The following is an 18,333-nucleotide window of genomic DNA, read 5'->3' on the forward strand; positions in this document are numbered from 1 at the left end:
CTACCTGCGATAATGGCGGCATGATCAGTCTCTCGACCGCGACGACGAACGCGCTCGACAAGGTGCTGCGCGGCGGCGTCGCCGACCTCAGGCCGATGCCGCGGGTGCTGGTCGACCACGGTCCGAACCGGTGGGTCTACCGGATGACCGGGGCCCGGTCCGGCGACCCGGTGCTGCTCGTGCCGCCGTTGGCCGCGCCCGCGCTGTGCTTCGACCTGCGTCGCGGCTGCAGCCTGGCCGAGCACTTCGTCTCCCAAGGCCGGGCAACGTACCTTGTGGACTACGGCACGGTCAGTTTTTCCGACCGTGGCCTGGGGATCGAGCACTGGATCGACGAGGTCCTGCCGCACGCGATCCGCGCCGCGAGCCAGGACGCGGGCGGTCGTCCGGTGCACATCGTGGCGTGGTGCCTGGGCGGGATCCTGTCGTTGCTCACCGCCGCCGACCAGACGGATCTGCCGATCGCGTCGATCACCACGGTGGCCAGCCCGATCGACTTCACCGCGATCCCGTTGGTCGCCCCGGCCCGCCCGTTGATCGAGCTGACCGGCGGCTGGCTGCTCACCGGCCCCTACCGGCTGCTCGGCCGCGCGCCGCGGCAGGTCGTCCGCTGGGCGTTCCAGCTGACCTCTGTGGACAAGTACCTCACCAAGCCGATCGCGATCGCCACGCACCTGGACGACAAGGAGTTTCTCGCCCAGATCGAGGCGGTCGACCGCTTCATGGAGAACATGATCGCCTATCCCGGCCGGACCTTCGGCCAGCTCTACCATCGGTTCTTTCGCGGCAACGACCTGCACGACGGGATCGTGGACGTGGCGGGCAGGCTGATCTCGCTGGCCAGGATCGAGGTCCCGGTACTGGTGATCGCAGGCGCGACCGACGGCATCGCCCCCGAGCCGGCCGTCCGCCGGCTCACGCACCTGCTGGACAATTCGCCCGAAGTCCGGTTCGAGGTCTGTCCTGGCGGCCACCTCGGTGTGCTGACCGGCCGGGGCGCCCGGGACACGACGTGGCGGGTGATCGACTCGTTCATCGCCTGAAACATGTTCTGCCGACATCGTCGGTTACTGTTGCAGTGCGCCATTTGATGGATTGCGAACGACGTGTAACGCGTTCTAGCTTTGAGCGGCAACATCACCGTCGATGGAGCGCTGACTCATGCCGAACGTCTCCCGTCGTCACGTCCTCACCGGAGCTGGGCTCGCGATGGCAGCCGGGCTCGCGAACCCGTTGCGAGCCGATGCCGCCAGCGAATACGACGTTGTCGTAGTGGGCTCGGGCGCGGCGGGGATGACCGCCGCGCTGACCGCGGCCAAACGTGGACTTTCCTGTGTGGTGATCGAGAAGGCGCCGACCTTCGGCGGGTCCGCGGCCCGCTCGGGCGCGGGCATCTGGATCCCGAACAACCCGGTCATCCTCGCGGCCGGCGTGCCCGACACACCGGCGAAGGCCGCCTCCTATCTGTCCGCTGTGGTCGGTGCGGAAGTTCCCCTTGCCCGGCAACAGGCTTTCCTGGCCAACGGGCCGGCCATGATCTCGTTCGTGATGGCCAACAGCCCGTTGCGGTTCCGGTGGATGGAGGGCTACAGCGACTACTATCCGGAGCTGCCGGGCGGTATGCCCAACGGCCGGTCGATCGAGCCCGACCAGTTCGACGGCAACCTTCTGGGCGCCGAACTGGCCCGTTTGAACCCGCCGTACCTCGCGACCCCGCCTGGACTGGTGGTTTTCAGCGCCGACTACAAGTGGCTCGCGCTGTCCGCGGTGAACGCCAAGGGGCTGGCGGTCGCCCTCCAGTGCGTCGCTCGCGGAACGGCCGCTGCGGCCGCCGGTCAGAAGCCTTTGACCATGGGGCAATCGCTTGCGGGCGCGTTGCGCGCGGGCCTGATGGCGGCCAACGTGCCGGTGTTGCTGAACACGCCGTTGCTGGACCTTGTCATCGAGAACGGTGCTGTCAAAGGCGTTGAGACACCACAAGGACAGATCAAGGCGCGGCGTGGCGTGATCGTCGGCTCCGGCGGGTTCGAGCACAACGCGGTCATGCGCGTTCAGTACCAGCGCCAGCCGATCAACACGGGTTGGTCCGTGGGCGCCCGCGAGAACACGGGCGACGGCATCCGGGCCGGTCAACGAGCCGGAGCCGCGCTGGATCTGATGGACGACGCGTGGTGGGGCCCGGCGATCCCGCTGCCCGAAGGTCCCTATTTCTGCCTGGCTGAGCGGACTCTGCCGGGCGGGCTGATGATCAACCAGGCCGGCCAGCGGTTTGTGAACGAAGCCGCACCTTACGGCGATGTCGTGCACGTGATGTACGACAAGAACCCGTCGGCGCCGTGCATCCCGTCGTGGCTGATCGTGGACCAGAACTACCGCAACCGGTACCTGTTCAAGGACACTGCACCGCTGCTTCCCTTGCCGCAGGCCTGGTTCGACTCCGGAGCCGTGGTCAAAGCGTCCTCAGTGGAAGCGTTGGCCACCGCGATCGGCGTTCCACAGGCGACTTTGCGTGCCACTGTCAACCGGTTCAACAGCATGGCCTTTTCTGGTCGCGACACCGATTTCCGTCGCGGCGACAGCGCGTACGACCACTACTACACAGACCCGGGTGTCTTCCCGTCGTCCAGCCTCGCTTCCCTTTGGCTGCCACCGTTCTACGCTTTCAAGATCGTCCCCGGCGACCTGGGGACCAAGGGCGGAATGCGGACCGACGCCCGCGCTCGCGTGCTCCGTGCCGACGGTTCGGTCATTCCAGGCCTGTACGCGGCCGGAAACGCCAGCGCCGCGGTGATGGGACACAGCTATGCCGGCGCAGGCTCGACCATCGGCCCTGCCATGACCTTCGGTTACATCGCCGCCAGGGACATCTGACCAGTCCAACTGGACCGAACCGCTCGACCGGCGACGCGTGTAGCAGCAGCTGCGACACCGGGACGCCCAGTCGGGTGGTGGGGCCGACGAATGTGCGCGGCATCACCGGGACGTCCGACGGGGATGCGTTCGCCCTGGTCGACTGACTCTGGTCTCGCGCCCGAGTCTTACCTACTCTAGAGTAGATAAGACTCGGGATGCGAGGAGTTGGTGACATGGTCGACCGGCACAAGCGTGACGCGATGGGTATCGCGCTCGCGGTGCTCAACCGGATCGCGGGAGCTCGCCTCGTGCAGCGGTTCGGGCTGAACAAGCCCATTGAGCGCGGCGTCTTCTATGCGACCAGGACGGGTTTCCGCACGCTCGGCGCCGCGACACGGTCGTTTCAGTCCGTGCAGAAGCTGGGCAAACCCGCGCGCCTGTCCGCGGCACCCGAGCGTGGCCTGTTCGACCTCACGCCCGACGAGGACCAGCAGATGATCCGCGACACGGTCGCGGAGTTCGCCGCCGAACAGCTGCGCCCCGCGGCTGCCGACGCCGACACCGCCTGCAAGGCGCCGCTCGAACTGCTCAACACCGCCGCTGAGCTGGGCGTAACCATGATCGGCGTGCCCGAGCAGCTCGGCGGTGCGGGCAGCGAGCGGTCCACAGTGTCCGGTGTCCTGATCGCTGAGGCCCTGGCGCACGGCGACATGGGCCTCGCGGTGGCGTGCCTGGCGCCTTCGGCTGTGAGCAATGCCTTGGCGCTGTGGGGCGATGCCGACCAGCAGGCGACGTACCTGCCCGCTTTCGTCGGTGAGAACGTGCCGGCGGCGGCCTTGGCAGTGCTCGAACCGCGGCCGTTGTTCGATCCTTTCGCGCTGCAGACGACCGCTCGCCGAACACCCGAGGGGTATCGGCTGGACGGCGTGAAATCCCTGGTCCCGCGCGCAGCCGAGGCCGAACTGTTCGTGGTCGCGGCCATGCTCGACGGTTCGCCCGCGCTGTTCCTCGTGGAGTCGTCGGACGTCGTGATCGAGGCCGAGCCCGCGATGGGATTGCGTGCCGCCTCGATGGGCCGGGTGCTGCTCGACAACATCACGGTTCCCCGGTCCGCGTTGCTAGGCGGGGCTTCTCGCGATGTGTACGCCGACTGCATCCGATTGTCCCGGCTCGGGTGGTGCGCTTTGGCCGTCGGTACCGCGCAGGCCGTGCTGGACTATGTGATTCCTTACGTGAACGAGCGCGTTGCGTTCGGTGAGCCTGTCAGCCACAGGCAGGGCGTCGCGTTCAAGGTGGCCGACATCGGGATCGAGCTGTCCGGCATGCGGCTGGTGACTTACCGGGCCGCGTCTCGTGCCGAGCAGGGCAAATCGTTCGCCCGTGAGGTGGCGTTGGCTCGGAAACTGTGTACTGACAAGGGAATGGCCATCGGAAGCGATGGTGTGCAGCTGCTTGGCGGGCACGGGTTCGTCAAGGAGCATCCGGTGGAGCGCTGGTACCGCGACTTGCGGGCGGTCGGTCTGATGGAAGGGGCGGTCCTGCTGTGATCAACCTCGAGGTGCCGGGCAAGTTCGGCGCGCTGTTGAACCAGGCGCGTCAGGCCGCGGCCGAGATCTTCCGGCCGAACTCACGCAAGTACGACCGCGCCGAGCACACGTACCCCAAAGAGCTCGACATTTTCGCGGCCCTGCTGGACGGCGTGAACGCCTCCGGCGAAGGCGGCGGCGGTGCCTCCGGCGTCCGCCGGACCGAATCCGGCACCGGGATCCGTAACGGCGCCAACATGTCAACGGTGCTGGGCACCATGGAGCTGTGCTGGGGTGACCTCGGCTTCCTGCTCTCGATGCCCCGCCAAGGCCTCGGCAACGCGGCGATAGCATCGGTCGCCAACGAGGAACAGCTGACGCGGTTCGGAAAGCTCTGGGCCTCCATGGCGATCACGGAGCCCGACACAGGTTCCGACTCCGCCGCGATCAAAACAACGGCCGTCAAAGACGGCGACCACTACGTGCTCAACGGCGAGAAAATCTTCGTCACCGCGGGAGAACGCTCAGACGCGGTGGTCGTCTGGGCCACTTTGGACAAGTCGCTGGGCCGCGCGGCGATCAAGTCCTTCGTGGTCGAAAAGGGCACGCCAGGCATGGAAGTCGTGCGTCTGGAGAACAAACTCGGCATCCGCGCGTCCGACACAGCCGTGATCCGTTTCGCCGACTGTCACGTGCCCGCGGAGAACCTCCTCGGCAACCCCGAGATCAGCACGGGTTTCGCCGGCGTCATGCAGACTTTCGACAACACGCGCCCCCTCGTGGCCGCCATGGCAGTCGGCCTGGCCCAAGCAGCCCTCGAGGAAACCGAGCGCCTGCTGACGCAAGCCGGCATCGAAATCTCCTACGACATCCCCATCAACAACCAGTCGGCGGCCGCAGCGGCCTACCTTGCCGCAGAAGCAGACTGGGAAGCAGCCCGCCTGCTCACCCTGAAGGCGGCCTGGATGGCCGACAACGCCAACCCCAACTCCCTCGAAGCCTCCGAAGCCAAGGCCAAAGCCGGCCGCGTCGCCACCGAGATAACCCTGCGCTGCGTCGAACTCTGCGGCACAATCGGCTACTCCGAGAACGCCCTGCTGGAAAAATGGGCCCGCGACGCCAAAATCCTCGACATCTTCGAGGGCACCCAGCAGATCCAGCAACTGATCGTCGCCCGCCGCCTGCTCGGCAAAACCTCCGCCCAGCTGAAGTAACCCACCCCCAGAGCCCACACAGTCGTTCCTGTGGCAGTCAGCCCCTGGAGTCCAGCCCCTGTCGGCAGGGCCGACAGGGGCTGAGCTTGCGGTGTCAGCTTCGTGCTGTCGTTCACCGTGTTGCCGGGAGGATGGCCTTCGGCCCCGATTTCCAGCCTAATGGCGGGGTCTGACAGGAACCGGTGACCAAGTCGGATCCCGGTCACCGCTGTGGACAAGTCGGCGCTTGTGGACAACTCGGGCTTGTGGATCTTCACCGGCCCGCTCTTGTCAGACCCCACCGATAGGCTGGATTCCGGGGGGCGGAGGCCGCGTTCAGTCGAGTCGTCCGGCGGCGGGATGGCTGTCGGTGCCATCCCGCCATGTGTCGATCACAAAGTGGCTTTCTCCAGCTCGGAGAGGGATTCCTCGAGGTGGACGAGCAGGCGCTGCAGGTGGGGGACGTTTCGGCGGCAGCCGGTGAGGCCGAACTGGAGGTTGTCGGCGTAGCTGGTGATGGTGATGTTGAGGGCCTGGCCGTCGTACGGGATCGAGAGTGGGTACATGCCCTGAAGGCGGGCGCCGTTCCAGTACAACGGCTTTGGGACGCCGGGCACGTTGGAGATGATCAGGTTGAACGGTGGCGGCGTCAGCTTGACGAAGCCGGGGATGGGGGCGAACGCCAGAGGCGCCATGGTCATGCCGGACAGCGCGAGGATCTGCAGGGGGCTCAGCTCGGCCAGGGAGCGCTTGGCGACCTGCGCCGAGGACTGGATCTGGGTGAAGCGCTCGGCCGGGTCCTCCAGGTCGGTGCCGAGGTTCACCAGGATCGCGCCGACTGAGTTTCCGCTTGCTTCAGTGTTCTTTTGCTTGGCGCGCAAGGAAACTGGGACCATGGCGATCAGGGGGCGGTCGGGCAGCGCACCGAGGTCCAGCAGGTAGCGGCGTAGCGCGCCGGAGCACATGGCCAGGACCACGTCGTTCAGTGTCGCGCCGGTCGCGCGGCGGATGGACTTGATCCGGTCCACTGACCAGGCCTGGGCCGCGAATCGGCGGGCGCCGGTGATCTGGACGTTGAAGATCGAACGCGGCGCCTGGAAGGGGAGCACGCTCGCCTGCTCGCGCAAGGCTATGTTGGCGTTCTTCACGACTGCGGGCAGGACGCCGGCCAGGTCGGCCGCTGTGGAGCGCAAGGATTCCAGCACCGCGAGCGGGCCGCTGCCGTCCGAAGTCGACGGCCGGTCCATCGGGGGAACAGCCCAGACTGGGGGCATGTCCATGGTCGAGGGGTCCGCCGAGAGCGCGCGGTTGGCCAGGATCAACGACGAGACGCCGTCCATCAGGGCGTGGTGGACTTTCGAATACGTCGCGAACCGGTTGCCTTCCAGGCCTTCGATCAGGTGGAACTCCCACAGTGGACGGTGCCGGTCGAGCAACGAGCCGTGCAGCCGCGAAGTCAGCTCGAGCAACTCGCGAACCCGCCCTGGCCGCGGCAACGCCGACAACCGAACGTGGTATTCCATGTCGAGCTGGTGATCGGTCGTCCAGGACCACTGCCCGAGGCTGGACACCGGCCGCCGGGGCCGACGCCGGAACAGCGGCTGAACGCTCTGCTCGTCGGCCACCAGCGTGTGGTAGATCCGGCTCAGATAGTCCGGCCCGGCGTCGTCCGGCAGGGTGTACAGCTGTAGTCCGCCGACGTGCATGGGATGCTCACGCGACTCGCCGATCAAGAACATCGAGTCGGTCACGGGCATGAGCGGTATCCGGGCCATGGGCGCCTCCTGTCCCCGGTGCGACCAGCAGAGATTACCGCCACGGACGGTAGCCAGGAAGATCCGATCATGCTGAGATTATGATACAATTGGAGTATCAGCGTCTCAAGGAGGTGGCTGATGCTGGGACCTGAGTCGGAAACCTGGCACAACGTCCTGGACTGGCGCCTGTTGCTCGGTTCGGGCCGGGCGTTGCTGCTGCAGGTCGCGCACCCCGCTGTCGGTGCGGGCGTCGCCCAGTATTCGGACTTTCAGTCCAGGCCTTGGCAACGGCTTCAGCGCACGGTCGACTCCCTGATGATCATGACGTACGGCGGCAGCCGGACGGTCGCCGAAGCCGGCCGGTTGAGGGAAATGCACAAGGACATCAAGGGGGTCGACCATCACGGCCACCGCTATCACGCGCTCAATCCCGAGGCCTATTGGTGGGTTCATGCCACGTTGTTCGAAGGCAGTGTGGATCTGCATGCCAGGTTCGCCACGCCGTTGAGCACGGCCAAGCAACAGCGGCTTTACCGGGAATGGCGGGAACTGGGCGAGGTGCTTGGCCTCAAGGCGCATCAGATGCCTGAGGATCTGCCGGGATTCTTCGACTATTTCAACGATATGGTCGCCAACAAGCTGGAGGACAACAGCAGTGTGCGGGCGGTCCTGGCGTCGCTCGGCGACCGTCGGCCGATCTGCCCGCCTGGCTGGCCGAAGGCCGCGTGGCGCGCCATCGGCCCGTTCTCCTCGAAAGTCATGACGACCGCCACCACGGGAACGCTTCCGCCGGTGTTCCGGAATCGCCTTGGTCTACAGTGGACGGATCAGGACCGGCGGAATTTAAGGATACTGCAGGCGACTGTGCGTAATGGGATGCCGCTGATACCGGCCAGATTGCGCTATCACCCGATGGCGCTGGCCGCCAAACGCGCCGCACGGCCGTAGACTCGCGGAATGTTCCTCGCCGAAGTCCTGACGGCCGCCGAGCCCGAGGATGAGAGCACGCGCCGGATCCTCGACGCGGCGCTGGACGCGTATGAGGAATTCGGCCTGCGCCGCACCACGATGGACGACGTCGCCCGGAAGGCCGGCATCGGCCGGGCGACCCTCTATCGCCGCTTCCCACAGAAGGACGACCTGGTCGCGGCGGTCGGGCTGCGGGAGGTGCGCCGGTTCATCGCCGCCGCGGACGTCGAGATCAGCAAGGCCGCCAATGCCGAGGAGCGGATGGTCGAGGGGTTTGTGGCGGTCGTCCGGGGCCTGCGTGAACACCGGTTGCTCAACCGGCTGCTCTCCAGCGAGCCCGAGGCGGTGCTGCCCGGCCTGACGTTGCACGGCGGGGCGGTGATCGCGCTCGCTCGCGGATATCTGAAGCAGAAAATCGAAGAGGATCAGCGCGCCGGGCACCTCGGGGATTTCGACGCCGAACCGCTCGCCGAAATGCTGGCGCGCCTGATTCACTCGATGGTGCTCACGCCGGAAGGCCGCATCCCGACCGAGAACGAACGCGAGATGCGGGCCTTCGCCAAGACTTATCTGGTGGCGTGGCTCAAGGTGTGAACATCAGCAGCGACCGCGCACCGGTCCCTGTTTTCATCCGGTCGAAGGCGTCGGAGATCTCGTCGAGACCGATCCGGTGTGACACCAGTGGTGCCAGATCCAGCCTGCCGAGTTCGATTTGCGTGGCCAGCAACGGAATATCGCGGTCCGGGTCGCCCGATCCGTACACCGACACCCCGATCGTGCGCGCGAAGTGGTACAGCTCCAAGGCGTTGAAGCTGACCTGATCGTCCCGCCGCCCGACGCCGACAATCGTCACACGGCCGCCACGTCGAGTGGTCTGCCACGCCGTCCGGATTGTCGCTGAGGCACCGACGCATTCCAGCGCGTGGTCCGCGCCGCGCCCGGCGGTCAGATTGCGGATTTCCTTGGCCAGCTTGTCATGCGCCACAATGAAATGTGTCGCACCCGCACTGCGCGCGAGACTTTCCTTGTCCGGTGCGACATCCACCGCGATGATCGGCCCGGCCCCGGCCAGTCGCGCGCCGATGATCGCCGACAACCCGACGCCACCAAGCCCGATCACAACCACGGACTCACCCGGCCGCACAGCAGCGGTGTTACGAACCGCGCCCACACCAGTCACCACAGCGCACCCAAGCAACGCGGCCACATCAAGCGGAACACCAGGCGCAAGTGGCACAACAGAGTTCTCCCCGAGGACAACCTCCTCGGAAAAAGCGCCAACCCCAAGCGTGACCTGCAGCGGAGCGCCATCCACAGTCCCGCGTGACGGACTGACCACGCCCTCGACGGCCGTGCACAGCCATGGCTGGGAATTGAGGCAGAACCAGCAGTGCCGACACGCGGGTGCCCAGTTGACAACGACCCGGTCGCCAACGGCTACTCGCGTCACCGCGGACCCAGTCTCCACAATGGTCCCGGCGGCCTCGTGGCCGAGGACAAGCGGGAAGACCGGAGAGAAGGTCCCGTTGATCATCGACAGATCGGAGTGGCACACCCCGGCCGCCGCGACCTTGACCCGTACGTCGTTCGCCCCCAGCGCCGGGAGCTCGATCTCGCGGACCTCGATGGCCGCATCCGGTCCTGCAACAACAGCCGCATTCACCATGGAGCCCATTCTGCACAGTGTCGTCTGGTGTCGCTCCGCTCGGCGGGCTTGGTCGCCGAAGCCGGCCATTTCCACCCCGCCCCGCGCAACCGGCGTCCTCGTTGCAGGTGCTCACCATTCTGGCCGGGGTGATGCCGGGCGGGTTGCGCGGCGTAAATGACCAGCGCGACCAAGCCAGGCCGCCCCATCATCCACATGGCGTAGTTCACAAGTTGTCCTCTTTGGTGATCGAGAGAAGCGCGCTCCGTGGGGGCGCGCCGTTGGGGCTGGTGATCGGTCTGGACAGGTACGGTGATTTTCGTGAAGCGTGTGGTGCAGGTGCGATTGCTGCCGACGCCTGAGCAGACGTCGGCGCTGGCCGACACTCTGCATACCTGCAACGCCGCTGCGTCCTGGCTATCTGAACAGATGCACGCCAGCCGGGTGTTCCGGAAGTTCGACGTGCAGAAACGCTTCTACACCGAGCTGCGGGAACGGTTCGGCCTGGCGGCACAGCCGGCGATCCGGGTGATCGCCAAGACCGCGAACGCGTACACGACATTGCACGCCAACCTGACGGCCGGGAACTACGGGCCACCAGGATCGGATCAGCGCCGGAAAGTCGAGCAAACGCCGGTTGCATTCCGCCCGGTGGCGGGGCAGCCGTTTGATGCTCGCTGCCTGTCCTGGCAATTCGGCGATGCCAGCCACGAGGTGACAGTGTCGATATGGACGGTGGCGGGCCGACTGCGCCACCTGCGGGTCGCAGGCCATCCCGGTCATCTCGCTGTATTGCGGTCCCGATCGATTGGCGAAACTGATCTGATCTGGCGCGACGGGGTGTGGCTGCTGCACGCCGTCGTCGAGAGCCCCGAGGCCGCGCGGCTGGCGCCTGTGAACGGATTTCTCGGCGTCGACCTGGGGATCGTGAACATCGCCACTACATCTGACGGTGACCGGATGTCCGGGTCACGCCTGAACCGCTACCGCAAGCGGCAGCAGCGCATCCGGACTCGGCTGCAAGCCAGGAGAACATCCTCCGCGCGGCGTCTGCTGAAGAAACGCCGCCGCAGGGAACGGCGGTTCGCGGCCGACATGAACCATCAGATCAGCAAGCGCATCGTGGCCGAGGCTGAACGCACCGGACGTGGCATCGCTGTCGAGCAGTTGACGGGGATCCGTGCACGGGTACGGCTTCGCAAGCCCCAACGGGCCACGTTGCATTCTTGGGCGTTCGCGCAACTCGGCCGGTATCTGGCTTACAAGGCTGAGCAGGCAGGAACGGCGTTTGTTCAGGTCGATCCTGCCTACACGTCGCAGGAATGCCACTGTTGCAGCTGGACCGAGAAGAAGAACCGGCGCTCGCAGGCGTCGTTTGTCTGTGGCCGGTGTGGCTTCGTTGGGCACGCCGACTACAACGCGGCATGCAACATCGCGCGACGCGGTGTTGCATGCTGGGGCGAAGTCACGCGTCCACACGCAGCGCCCACCCTGGCAGCCAGCTAGGGCGGCAGCAGCAAGCCTATCGGCGACCCCGTCATGCAGGCTCAGGCAACGAGCCCGTTCTTCAGTGTGGGATTCGTGACAGCTATCCGTACGGTGTTAGGTATACAGTCCCGTACTGGCGAGTAGGAGGTGGTCGACGGTGAGCACAGGACCACTCGCGGGTCTCCGCGTGGTCGAACTGGCCGGCATTGGCCCGGCCCCGTTCTGTGCGATGTTGCTGGCCGATCTGGGGGCCGACGTGGTGCGCGTGGACCGGCCGGGTGGTGTCCCGGTGGCCGGGCCGGCAAACCGTGACCTGCTCAACCGCGGCAAGCGTTCGGTGCTCGTGGACCTGAAGAACGATCGGGGTGCCGAGGTCGTGCTTCGCATGGCCGAGGCGGCGGACGTGCTGATCGAGGGCTTCCGGCCGGGCGTGGCCGAGCGCCTGGGCATCGGCCCCGAGCAGTGCATGCGGCGCAATCCGAAGCTTGTCTACGGCCGGATGACCGGCTGGGGGCAGGACGGCCCGCTCGCTCAGTCCGCTGGTCACGACATCGCCTACATCGGCATCACCGGCGTCCTGCACGCGCTCGGTCGCGTCGACGGGCCGCCGCAGGTCCCGTTGAACCTGGTCGGCGACTTCGGCGGCGGTTCGCTGTATCTGGCGGTCGGCATCCTGTCGGCGCTGCGGCACGCCGAACAGACTGGGCAGGGCCAGGTGGTGGACGCGGCGATCGTCGACGGCGCCGCGCACCTCGCGACCATGATCTTCGGACTGATGTCCGCTGGTGTCTGGCGCCCGGAGCGGGGCGTGAACCTGCTGGACACCGGGGCGCCGTTCTACGACGTGTACGAGACCTCAGACGGCGAGCACATGGCCGTCGGACCGCTGGAATCGCAGTTCTACCGGGAGTTCGTCCGCCTGCTGGGCCTGGCCGACGAGGACCTGCCCGGGCAGTTGGACTTCAGGCGCTGGCCGGAGCTGCGAAAGCGGTTCGCCGAGGTGTTCGCGACCCGGACGCGTCGCGAATGGACAGAGGTGTTCGAGGGCACGGACGCCTGTGTGGCGCCGATTCTCTCGCTCGCGGAGGCCAAGGACCATCCGCACATCGCCGCTCGCGGCACTCTGGTGGAGCGGGACGGCGTCGTCCAGCCCGCGCCCGCCCCGCGGTTCTCGGCCACCACGGCCGGACTGCGCACCCCGCCGGCACTTCCAGGCCAGCACACCCGCAACGCCTTGGTGGACTGGGGTTTCCAGGATGTCGACGAACTGCTGGCGCACGGCGCCGTACAAGACGGGAATGATCAATGAAGATCAGCACACAGCTGATGTACGCGGGCGACCCCAAAGAGCTGATCGAGCAGATCGTCAGCCTGGAGAACGCCGGCCTGGACGCGGTCTGGGTGGCTGAGGCGTACGGCTTCGACGCTCCGAGCCTGATGGGTTACGTCGCCGCGAAGACCGACCGGGTCCAGATCGGCTCGGCGATCCTGCCGATCTACTCCCGCACCCCGGCCCTGCTCGCGCAGACGGCCGCCGGCCTGGACGCCGTCTCCGGCGGCCGCGCGATCCTCGGGCTCGGCGCGTCCGGCCCGCAGGTGGTCGAGGGCTGGCACGGCGTCGCCTACGACAAGCCGCTCGGCCGGACCAGGGAGATCGTCGACATCTGCCGCCGGATCTGGCGCCGTGAGGTGATCACCAACGAGGGCAACTATCCGATCCCGCTGCCGGCCGGCCAGGGCACCGGGCTGGGCAAGCCGCTCAAGATCCTGACCCGCCCGGTCCGCGACTCGATCCCGATCTACATCGCCGCCCTGGGTGACAAGAACGTCCAGATGACCGCCGAGGTGGCCGACGGCTGGCTGCCCACCCTGTTCATCCCGGAGAAGGCCCAGGACGTCTGGGGCCCGGCACTCGCGGCGGGCAAGGCCAAGCGCTCCGCGGAGCTCGGCGACCTGGAGATCGTGGCCGGCGGCATGCTGGCGATCGGCGACGACGTCGAAGCGCTGCGCGACGCCTCCCGCCCGGTGATCGCCCTCTACGTCGGCGGAATGGGCGCCAGGGGCCGTAACTTCTACAACGACCTGGCCCGTCGCTACGGCTACGAGGCCGAGGCCGAGAAGATCCAGGACCTCTACCTCGCAGGCAAGAAGGAGGAGGCCGCCGCCGCGGTCCCCGCCGAGTTCGCCGAACTGATGAACCTGGTGGGCCCGGCCAGTTACGTCAAGGAACGTCTCCAGGCCTTCAAGGAAGCCGGCGTGACCACCCTGAACGTCACCCCGATCGGTGAGAACCCGGCCAAGTTGGTCGAGCAGGTCAAGGAGTGGCTCGCTTAGTCTGGGTGAGTGGACACACTCATCACAGGCGCGTACGTCGCGACGATTGACGGGCAGGGCACTGAATTTGCTGACGGCTATGTGGCTGTTGTGGACGGTCGCATAGCCGCAGTGGGTTCTGGTGCTGCGCCTGCGGAGTATTCCGGTCTGCGGCGGGTGGATGGGGCTGGTTGCCTTGTCACGCCTGGATTGGTGAACACACATCATCATCTGTACCAATGGGGGACGCGCGGTTACGCCCAGCAGGAGGACCTGTTCGGCTGGCTTGTCGCGCTGTATCCCGTCTGGGCCGGGATCAACGCGGAGATCGTGTCCGCGACTTCGGCCGCGGGCCTGGGAATGCTGGCGCTCAGTGGCTGCACCGCTGCCGCTGATCATCACTATGTGTTCCCGCGCGACGGCGGAGACGTTTTCGAGGCGTTGATCGACGCCGGGAGGCGGATCGGCATCCGGCTGCACGCCATCCGGGGGTCGATGGACCGCGGCGAGTCGAAGGGCGGGCTGCCGCCGGATTCCATTGTGGAGGAAACCGATGAAGCCCTCGCTGAGACCGAGCGGGCGATCGGGAAGTACCACGATTCGTCTGCCGGGGCGAAGATTCAGGTCGCGGTCGGGCCCTGTTCGCCGTTCTCGGCAAGCACCGAACTGATGCGGGAGGCCGCTGGGCTGGCGCGTAGGCACGGCGTGCGGTTGCATACTCATCTTGCTGAGACCCAGGATGAGGAAGAGCAATGCTTGCGGGAGTTCGGAAAGACTCCGGTTGCCTACGCGGAGGACTTGGGCTGGCTGGGTTCTGACGTCTGGCTGGCGCACGGCGTGCACCTGCACGACGACGAGATCGCGCTGATGGGCCGGACCGGTACCGGGATCGCGCACTGCCCGAGCTCGAACGCGCGTCTGGGCTCCGGAATGGCGCCGGTTCGTGCGTTGCTGGATGTGAACGCGCCCGTCGGGCTGGGTGTGGACGGCGTGGCGTCCAACGAATCCGGTGGTCTGGCCGAAGAACTCCGGCAGGCTTTGTTCACCGCGCGGCAACGTGGTGGGGCGAAGGCTTTGACGGTCAGGCAAGCGTTGTGGGTCGGCACCATGGGCGGTGCGCGGTGCCTGGGCAGGGCTGCGGACATCGGGTCGATCGAGCCGGGCAAGCTCGCGGATCTCGCGATCTGGCGCGTGGACACGATTGCACACGCCGGAATCGTGGATCCTGTTGCGGCACTGGTACTTGGGCGCGTTCCGCCACTGGAAATGCTGCTCGTCGGCGGTGAACCGGTGGTCGGGAACGACCGGCTGCTCACCGCGGACGAGCCCACCCTGGCTCGCGACTTGGCCAAGGCATGTCAGGCGTTGAGGAACTGATCGGCGTACTGCGCCGACGGTGCGATCGGCGTGATGACGTCGATCAGGACTCCTTTGGGGTCGGCCACGATGAAGTGCCGTCGGCCGAAGTCCTCGCTGCGCAGGGACAAGGCGACCGGCAGGCCTTCGCCGTCGACCAGCCGTGCCCACTCCGCGTCCACGTCCTCCACCTCGAAGTTCAGCAGCAGCCCCTGCACGGGCTTGCCGTATCCCTCCGGAATGGTCGGTTGCGTCGGGTCGAGCAGGGCGAGTTCGTACGGCATCGGCCCTGGCGAAGCGCTGACCTCGTTGATCGCGGCCGGAATCATTGCGGCGCAACCAGTCGCGCCGCTCACCCACCTGCTGTCCGGGGCGATGAACGAAGCGGCGCTCTGGCTGGCCTCCTCGACGAATCCGGATGACCTGGCGGACACATGGGCCGCCCTGTCACGTTTCCTTGAAGCGATGAGGGATTAGCTCGCGGGCAGACTCCGCTTGGTGATGTTGTGGCCGGACAGTTCCACGACCGGTGCCGCGCCGCCGAGATCGGTGGTGCGGTAGGTTGCCGTGAGCGTCAGGGTTTCGCCTGGCCACAGCGTGACGTAGTTGTCCGACCAGTTCACGGGCAGGACTTCAGGTCCACCGGAACCCTTGCGCAGGCTCGCTCGTAGGAAGAACGCGACCTTGCTGCCCGTTCCGGTGATCGTGACGGTCGTCTTGGTGTTCTCCCCTTCTGCAGTGGACGTCGCTGAGGCGTCGACTGTGCCTGCTGGTAACGAGTTCAGGCCTTTGAGGTCCGCGTAGGCCGACTGCGGCGTGAAGTACCAGTCAGAATCGTCGTAGTTGAGCGTGTCGGCCTTTGTGGACAGCCAGTACACGTTGCGGTCGATGACTGTTCCGGCTGAGTTCTTCAGCAGCAGTCTGGCGAAGTAGGTCGTGGACAGGCCGCTGGGTTGTGGCAGGTTGCCTGCCTTGACCGTTGCGTTCGCGCGTGAGTTGACAGCGCGCGTTTCGTTCGCCTTCTGTGTGCCGTCGGCATTGAACAATGTCACCTGGACACTCAGTCCGGACGAATCCTGAAGTCCGGTGTTCACCACCGAAAGTGACTTGTCGTCGTACGAATACTGCACGTGCAACGGCCGGAGTGCGGTTTTCGCGCCGAAATACGACCCGGCGGTGGCCAGGTTGTAGTCGTACAGGTGCCAGAACAGCTTGGGCCATGGGTCGTTGAGCATCCAATAGATCACGCCGGTCGAGGGGTTGCTGCTGTCGGAGAAGTTGTCCGCGAACGCCTCGAACTGGGCGCGGTTCGTCTCGTAGTTGGCCAGCTGCGCCTTGCGGACGAACTCGTCCACAGTGGCCGGTTTGCCGTAGCGGCTGTCCAGTGCCGTTCCCCAGAAGGAGAACTTGCCGAACGTGCCGGTCGGCGACAGGTGGTACTGGCTCGCGGTGTAGTTGGTCAGTTTGTTGATGTCGGCCGTGGTGAGGAATTTCTTCAGCTCGTCCATCTCGGGGATGGTCGGGCCCGGGCCGATCTCCGAAGCGAACCCGGCCGCGCCGCCCTGTTGCTTGTTGTACCAGTAGACCGGTGGCTCCCACCAGTACGGGCCGTCCATCTTCATACCGGAATTGCCCAGTTGCGGGGAGCTCTTGTTCGACGCGGACGCGATGATCGGCAGGTTCCAGTCCGCGCGGGCGAACGCGTCGAGATAGATTTTCTCCTGCGCCGCGGGTGTGGCCAGATCGCTCGCGATCAGGAAGCCGAGCAGGCTGGGGTGGTTCCGGATGCGTTTGGCCTCGCTTTCGGCGGACTCACCGGCGACGCGATTCTTCTCGGCATTGAACGAGCCGTAGTTCTCCCAGGCAGAACAGCACTCCCACCCGGTCAGGACCATGATTCCCAGCCGGTCGGCGATATCGTAGAACTCGTCGTTCTCCGGCTTGCCCTCAAGCCTGACGGTGTTCAGATTCATCGCGCGGACCAGGTTCATCTGGTCTTCGATGTAGCGCACATTGGTGCGCAGGAACAGATCTGACGCCCAGCCGCCACCGCGGACCAGGAACGGCTTGCCATTAACCACGAACTGCCGTCCGCCGCCGTTGACCCGCGACGAGGTGATCTCACGGACGCCGAACTTCGTGCTCGCGGTATCCGACACCACGCCACCGACAGTCGCGGACAGTTCGGCGTTGTACATCGGCTGGTCGCCCATTGTGAACGGCCACCAAACGCGTGGGTTCGTCAGCCGCAGGCCGGGTGTATTGGCCGGGTTGAACGTGACTGTTTTGGTCTCTTTGGCTGCCAGCGACACCGACTGCGTGAAGCCGACATTGTCGATCGTTCCGGTGACCTGCGTGCTGACGGCGGCACTGGAGTCATTGCGAACATTGACTTTTACACTCAGGTCGGCTGTATTCAGATTCGGCAGCGGCAGATCCGTGGAGACCCGAAGATCCCGCAGTGACACCGCGCCACTGTTGGCGAACTGCACATCCCGGAACAGGCCCTGGTTGCGGTCAGGCGGCAGCTGCGTCCAGTCCACGAAGTGGATCAGCAGATCCTTCGACGGGTCCGACGGCATCGCCTTGATCGCGATCGCGTTGTCGCCGTTACGAATCAGCGAGGTCACGTCGTACTCGCGGGTCGGGTATGCGCCGATCACCGTGTCCGTCCCGGCGACCTTCGTTCCGTTCAGCCAGACCTCGCCGCGGGAGATGACCCCGCCCTTGAGTTTCAGGAACGTGTGCGTGCCCGCAGGCTGTTCGGCGGTGAAACCCTTGCGGTACCACCACGGGACACTGAAGTCGTTCTTGTTGACCTGCTTCAGGTTCTCGCTGAAGTTCACATCCGGATACCGGTTGTTGGCGATCAGCCCGGCCAGCACCGTGGACCGGGCGGGCACTGGCAGCCAGCTCGAGTCGTTGAACCCCGGGCCGGAGATCACATCGCCGGTCTGAGTGGCTGTCCGGCTGGTCTGCAGGCGCCAGTCCGGGATCGTGCTCACCTGGCCCGCGGCCAGGCTCAGATTCGGGGCGCCGCTCGCGCTCAGCCCCGGTAGCAGGGAAAACATCAAGGTCAAGCCGGCGATGACCGCCAGGCCGGCACGGCGACGTCTCATAAGGGACGCTCCTGGGCTATGCGGCGGCGCGGATACGGGCGCCCCTCACTCTCGCGCTTACACCCAGGTTTGGCAAGAGCCCTTACAAACCATCACCGCCGCCCACGAGCCCAC

Annotated in this window: 15 protein-coding genes; 11 read left to right on the plus strand and 4 right to left on the minus strand. The window is 66.1% G+C overall.

Annotation, left to right across the window (positions count from 1 at the left end):
* The first annotated feature begins 20 nt into the window (after positions 1–20).
* From JOF56_RS16580 to JOF56_RS16595, 4 genes are all read left to right on the plus strand, one after another.
* Positions 21–1,043 (plus strand): alpha/beta fold hydrolase, encoded by a 1,023-nt coding sequence (locus JOF56_RS16580; RefSeq protein WP_209638767.1) that lies wholly within the window; start codon positions 21–23, stop codon positions 1,041–1,043.
* A 118-nt stretch (positions 1,044–1,161) separates the two neighbouring features.
* Positions 1,162–2,871, plus strand: coding sequence for a 3-oxosteroid 1-dehydrogenase (kstD, locus tag JOF56_RS16585; protein WP_281065443.1), 1,710 nt, complete (start codon positions 1,162–1,164; stop codon positions 2,869–2,871).
* Between the two features lie 242 nt (positions 2,872–3,113).
* A complete protein-coding gene (locus tag JOF56_RS16590) occupies positions 3,114–4,400 on the plus strand; it encodes an acyl-CoA dehydrogenase family protein (RefSeq protein WP_209648298.1) in 1,287 nt (428 codons plus the stop codon).
* Positions 4,397–5,593, plus strand: a complete 1,197-nt coding sequence (locus JOF56_RS16595) for an acyl-CoA dehydrogenase family protein (protein ID WP_209638769.1) — start codon at positions 4,397–4,399, stop codon at positions 5,591–5,593. The genes JOF56_RS16590 and JOF56_RS16595 overlap by 4 nt, the downstream gene beginning before the upstream one ends.
* Before the next feature lie 371 nt (positions 5,594–5,964).
* Here JOF56_RS16595 and JOF56_RS16600 read toward each other — a convergent pair whose 3' ends face one another.
* Positions 5,965–7,338, minus strand: coding sequence for a WS/DGAT/MGAT family O-acyltransferase (locus tag JOF56_RS16600; protein ID WP_209648299.1), 1,374 nt, complete (start codon positions 7,336–7,338; stop codon positions 5,965–5,967).
* A gap of 129 nt (positions 7,339–7,467) precedes the next feature.
* On the opposite strand from JOF56_RS16600, the gene JOF56_RS16605 reads away from it, so the two are divergent.
* A complete protein-coding gene (locus tag JOF56_RS16605; RefSeq protein WP_209638771.1) occupies positions 7,468–8,277 on the plus strand; it encodes an oxygenase MpaB family protein in 810 nt (269 codons plus the stop codon).
* 9 nt (positions 8,278–8,286) lie between these two features.
* A complete protein-coding gene (locus JOF56_RS16610) occupies positions 8,287–8,892 on the plus strand; it encodes a TetR/AcrR family transcriptional regulator (RefSeq protein WP_209638773.1) in 606 nt (201 codons plus the stop codon).
* Here JOF56_RS16610 and JOF56_RS16615 read toward each other — a convergent pair.
* Positions 8,882–9,973 (minus strand): alcohol dehydrogenase catalytic domain-containing protein, encoded by a 1,092-nt coding sequence (locus JOF56_RS16615; protein WP_245378280.1) that lies wholly within the window; start codon positions 9,971–9,973, stop codon positions 8,882–8,884. The genes JOF56_RS16610 and JOF56_RS16615 overlap by 11 nt on opposite strands.
* 291 nt (positions 9,974–10,264) lie before the next feature.
* Between JOF56_RS16615 and JOF56_RS16620 the strand changes: the two genes are divergently transcribed.
* The 4 genes from JOF56_RS16620 (at position 10,265) to JOF56_RS16635 (ending at position 15,121) form a co-directional block, all read left to right on the plus strand.
* Positions 10,265–11,449 carry an RNA-guided endonuclease InsQ/TnpB family protein gene (locus tag JOF56_RS16620; RefSeq protein WP_209638775.1) on the plus strand — a complete coding sequence of 395 codons (1,185 nt, stop codon included), beginning with the start codon at positions 10,265–10,267 and terminating at the stop codon, positions 11,447–11,449.
* A 139-nt stretch (positions 11,450–11,588) separates the two neighbouring features.
* A complete protein-coding gene (locus JOF56_RS16625) occupies positions 11,589–12,740 on the plus strand; it encodes a CaiB/BaiF CoA transferase family protein (protein ID WP_209638777.1) in 1,152 nt (383 codons plus the stop codon).
* Complete coding sequence (locus JOF56_RS16630; protein WP_209638779.1) at positions 12,737–13,765, plus strand: LLM class F420-dependent oxidoreductase; 1,029 nt, start codon at positions 12,737–12,739, stop codon at positions 13,763–13,765. The genes JOF56_RS16625 and JOF56_RS16630 overlap by 4 nt, the downstream gene beginning before the upstream one ends.
* Positions 13,766–13,774: 9 nt before the next feature.
* Positions 13,775–15,121 carry an 8-oxoguanine deaminase gene (locus JOF56_RS16635; protein ID WP_209638781.1) on the plus strand — a complete coding sequence of 449 codons (1,347 nt, stop codon included), beginning with the start codon at positions 13,775–13,777 and terminating at the stop codon, positions 15,119–15,121.
* Here the strand turns inward: JOF56_RS16635 and JOF56_RS16640 are convergent.
* A complete protein-coding gene (locus JOF56_RS16640) occupies positions 15,103–15,456 on the minus strand; it encodes a VOC family protein (protein ID WP_372447959.1) in 354 nt (117 codons plus the stop codon). The genes JOF56_RS16635 and JOF56_RS16640 overlap by 19 nt on opposite strands.
* Between JOF56_RS16640 and JOF56_RS60695 the strand changes: the two genes are divergently transcribed.
* Positions 15,341–15,577 (plus strand): TetR family C-terminal domain-containing protein, encoded by a 237-nt coding sequence (locus tag JOF56_RS60695; RefSeq protein WP_372447961.1) that lies wholly within the window; start codon positions 15,341–15,343, stop codon positions 15,575–15,577. The two genes, JOF56_RS16640 and JOF56_RS60695, sit on opposite strands and share 116 nt — an antisense overlap.
* On the opposite strand, the gene JOF56_RS16645 is transcribed toward JOF56_RS60695, so the two are convergent.
* Positions 15,574–18,219, minus strand: a complete 2,646-nt coding sequence (locus tag JOF56_RS16645) for a glycoside hydrolase family 2 protein (protein WP_209638785.1) — start codon at positions 18,217–18,219, stop codon at positions 15,574–15,576. The two genes, JOF56_RS60695 and JOF56_RS16645, sit on opposite strands and share 4 nt — an antisense overlap.
* Between the last annotated feature and the right edge of the window lie 114 nt (positions 18,220–18,333).

This window comes from Kibdelosporangium banguiense (assembly GCF_017876405.1).
Taxonomy (GTDB): Bacteria; Actinomycetota; Actinomycetes; order Mycobacteriales; family Pseudonocardiaceae; genus Kibdelosporangium; species Kibdelosporangium banguiense.

Excerpts from the sequence above, each read along its gene's own strand:
- JOF56_RS16630 (WP_209638779.1), top strand. The coding sequence starts at position 12,737 with ATGAAGATCAGCACACAGCTGATGTACGCGGGCGACCCCAAAGAGCTG.
- JOF56_RS16610 (WP_209638773.1), top strand. The coding sequence starts at position 8,287 with ATGTTCCTCGCCGAAGTCCTGACGGCCGCCGAGCCCGAGGATGAGAGC.
- JOF56_RS60695 (WP_372447961.1), top strand. The coding sequence starts at position 15,341 with ATGGTCGGTTGCGTCGGGTCGAGCAGGGCGAGTTCGTACGGCATCGGC.
- kstD (WP_281065443.1), top strand. The coding sequence starts at position 1,162 with ATGCCGAACGTCTCCCGTCGTCACGTCCTCACCGGAGCTGGGCTCGCG.
- JOF56_RS16590 (WP_209648298.1), top strand. The coding sequence starts at position 3,114 with ATGGGTATCGCGCTCGCGGTGCTCAACCGGATCGCGGGAGCTCGCCTC.
- JOF56_RS16580 (WP_209638767.1), top strand. The coding sequence starts at position 21 with ATGATCAGTCTCTCGACCGCGACGACGAACGCGCTCGACAAGGTGCTG.
- JOF56_RS16615 (WP_245378280.1), bottom strand. The coding sequence starts at position 9,973 with ATGGGCTCCATGGTGAATGCGGCTGTTGTTGCAGGACCGGATGCGGCC.
- JOF56_RS16645 (WP_209638785.1), bottom strand. The coding sequence starts at position 18,219 with ATGAGACGTCGCCGTGCCGGCCTGGCGGTCATCGCCGGCTTGACCTTG.
- JOF56_RS16605 (WP_209638771.1), top strand. The coding sequence starts at position 7,468 with ATGCTGGGACCTGAGTCGGAAACCTGGCACAACGTCCTGGACTGGCGC.